The organism is Kyrpidia sp. (assembly GCF_023512215.1).
GTDB classification, from domain to species: domain Bacteria; phylum Bacillota; class Bacilli; order Kyrpidiales; family Kyrpidiaceae; genus Kyrpidia; species Kyrpidia spormannii.
Genome location: NZ_JAILZZ010000103.1, coordinates 1 through 3,370, shown reverse-complemented (window position 1 = coordinate 3,370; position 3,370 = coordinate 1). Strand labels below are relative to the sequence as shown.

At 56.1% G+C, this 3,370-nt stretch carries 2 protein-coding genes; both read right to left on the bottom strand.

Annotated features, from left to right (window positions below):
* Window positions 1-241 precede the first annotated feature (241 nt).
* Entirely contained in the window at window positions 242-3,169 is a 2,928-nt protein-coding gene (locus K6T64_RS16480) for a bifunctional diguanylate cyclase/phosphodiesterase (RefSeq protein WP_288011252.1), read from the bottom strand.
* Window positions 3,170-3,297: 128 nt separating this feature from the next.
* Window positions 3,298-3,363, bottom strand: a complete 66-nt coding sequence (locus tag K6T64_RS16985) for a 23S rRNA (pseudouridine(1915)-N(3))-methyltransferase RlmH (RefSeq protein WP_353737842.1) — start codon at window positions 3,361-3,363, stop codon at window positions 3,298-3,300.
* Window positions 3,364-3,370: the final 7 nt, after the last annotated feature.

Below are 3,370 nucleotides of genomic sequence, written 5' to 3'. Positions count from 1 at the left end.
AGACGGCCTGCCCGGGGTGGAAACGGGGTTCTCCCAGGTCTGTGATGGTAAATGTGCGATTTTGCCGGGCAATGGTGGAGGTGGAGGTCTGCCCGAGATAGCGAATCGACGTGACGACCGCCGGAGAGTTTGCGGTGCGAGTTGCTAACCAGCTCACCTTCCTCCCATGGCAGGACAAGAACATGAGCACCCCGTTGAAGTTCGGTCAAGATCACGTGTAGAAATTCAAAAAAGGGGTAAATCAGGGCAGGTCCCTGGGCGCATGAAGGCATTTCTGCAAGAGAGGCACCAGGTCTCCCGGATCCACGGGCCGGCTAAACACATACCCTTGGTATTCATCACAACCGATGGAACGCAGAGCATCGCGCTGGGCGTCCGTTTCCACCCCTTCCGCCAGGACCCGCAGCCCCAGATGGTGAGCGAGGGTCACAATGGCCGTGACTATAGCCACATCGGCCGAATCAACGGGCATGTTCCGGATAAATGACCGGTCGATTTTCACTCGGTCCACGGGCAACTGTTTGAGGTAGTTTAAAGAGGAATGGCCGATTCCAAAGTCATCCAGAGCAATTTGGATCCCCGCGTCCCGAAGTTCACTCAGGATGCGGATGGCCGTCCCCGGATTGCGCATCACTGCGCTCTCGGTGAGTTCCAACTCGAGGAATCGCGGTTCCAGCCGGGTCCTTTGCAGAATCTCCTGGACCATCTCCAGCAGGTCTTTTTGATGAAATTGCACCATCGATAAGTTGACGGCCACTTTCAAATGGCGAAACCCTTGTTCGTGCCACCTCTTTGTTTGCGCGCATGCCTGCTCGAGCACCCATCGGCCCAAAGGAAGAATCAGGCCTGTTTCTTCCGCCAAAGGGATAAAAGTCCCGGGCAGGATCACGCCTTCCTCCGGATCCAGCCACCTGACTAGAGCTTCCACCCCCGTGATGCGACCGGAGCGAAAATCCACCTGAGGTTGGTACGCCAAGGTGAACTCGTGCCGCTCTAGAGCCCGGCGAAGGCGATTTTCAAGATTCAGCCGTTTCGCCGTCGCCGCATTCATCTCCGGGCGGTAGAATTGGTACGTCTCCCCGCTTTCTTTGGCCTGATACATGGCCGCATCTGCATTCTTGACCAGGATTTCTCCCCCCAGTCCGTCCCGGGGATATACACTGATGCCTACGCTGGCCGTGACGTACAGTTCGTGGCCGTCCAGCCGGAAAGGCTCCCGGAAAACGCCGGCAATGCGCTCTGCCACCTCCGCCACCTCTCGCTCTTCTCCGGAGCTTCGAACCAGTACAATAAACTCGTCCCCTCCGAGCCTGGCCACCACATCTCCCGGACGCATGATCGCCACCAGACGCCCGGCCGCTTCCTGAAGCAGCCGATCCCCGACCCCGTGCCCAAGGGTGTCGTTAATAAATTTAAACCGGTCTAGGTCGAGAAAGAGCACGGCCAGATGGCCAGTATTCCCGGCTTCGTCAATGGCGGATTGCAACAAAGCCTTGAACCGGTTTCGGTTAAAGAGCCCAGTCAGAGGGTCGTGATCCGCTTGATAACGAATCTGCTCCTCCATCTGCCTTCTCTGGGTGATATCTTGAAAAATGCCGACAAACTGAGTGGTATTCCCGGAGTCGTCCTTCACCGCACTGATCGCAATCTCTTCGAGATAGAAACGGCCATCCTTACGCCGATTCCAAATCTCCCCCCGCCAAAAACCGCTTTCTGTCAAGCTCTTCCACATCTTTTCATAAAATGCGCGGTCGTGGCGGCCCGAACTGAAGACGTGGGGGGTCTGTCCAATCAACTCGGGCAAGGTGTATCCGGTGATTTCCGAAGCTCTGGGATTCACCGAAACAATTCGCCCGGTGGGATCGGTGATCACCACCCCCTGGGAAATGCTTTCCAGTACCCGGGAGGCCAGTCGATCCCGTTCTTCCGACATCCTCTTGGCAGAGATGTCGCGAAAAACAAGGACCACCCCCTGTATCCGTCCGTGATCATCCCGAATCGGGGCGGCACTGTCGTCGATGGGTACAGGGCTTCCATATCTCGGGATGAGCAAGGTGTGGTTGGCCAACCCGATCTGCACCCCTTCTTGGAGAACCTTTGTGACGGGAACTTCCACCGGCAGACGGGTCTGTTCGTTCAAAATGTCAAACACCTCGTGAATCGGACGTCCGACGGCCTCGGCAGAAGACCAGCCCGTGAGGGACTCCGCCACTGCGTTCATAAATTTGACCCGGCCCCCCTCGTCTGTAGCAATGACGGCATCCCCGATACTTTTTAGCGTTGTGAAAAGCCACTCCCGACTCTCGAAGAGCTCAGATTGAGAGCGTTGCAATTGATGAAACGGGGCATGAACGTTCTGGATAAAAATGGCCCGATAAAAAAAACCGTAACCAAGCACTTTGTAGATATGCCCGAGCAGGTTGTAAACATCTGTCACCTGAACGTAGCGGGTAAAAAAAAGCTCGCCCAGGGCCACGGCGACCAGCCCCACCATCATTCCTCCGCGGTCGATTGGATCCAACTTTCCGGGAAGGCGAGCAATGGCGACCATCGTGGCGATGTGCACCACCACAACTCCATATTCGAGGCCTATTTTCAACGGGGTCAAACCTTGTCCCGGTATGTATAAAGCAGGCAATTGATCCAGGCGAGTTGTAATTGCCCATGCAATCAGAAAAACAGAGAGAATTGCGCCCGTCGCCAATCCCCGTCTCACCCAGCGCCGGTACGGCCGCCCGGGCAACAAAGTGGCGATTAGAATCCCCACCGCTTCGATCAGGCGGGCCGCCATCCAGTAGGCAGTGGCCACCGGAGCGGCGCTCGGGCCGATGAAGTCGGGCATACCTTGATAGGTCAGCGTGTGCAGGACGTCCAACAGCCCAACGGCCAAGAATACGGAACCGAGAAATGCCATACTGCCGATACCATTCTCTCCCACACCGTGCCATCCTACGGAAAAAATCATCCAACTGATGGCGATTGATGATAGCTCAAGAAGAAAGTGCACGGAAATATACGGAAGCTTGTCAGGAAGATGGAAGGTGTCCGGGCAATGCCACATCGCGAAAAAGCCCAGAAGCATACTGCCCACCACCGCGATCAGAAGGGGTCTCGACAGCGGTTCAAGGGCGCTGCTCGCACCCCCTGTTGGTTCACCGTCGATCCTCATCTCCTCGCCACCCCCGTCTCTACCGTGGCATTGGCTCCTGTATATGTAGTTTTCATATCATTGCGTCCGAATCCCTGTTGTCGAATCGTGTCGAAGCTGTGAACGTTTTTAAAGCCAAAGGCTACTGATCATCGGTGATAAGTGCCACCCCGAAGGATTTGGAAGGCCCTGTAGAGCTGCTCCAGGACGATCACCCGGGCC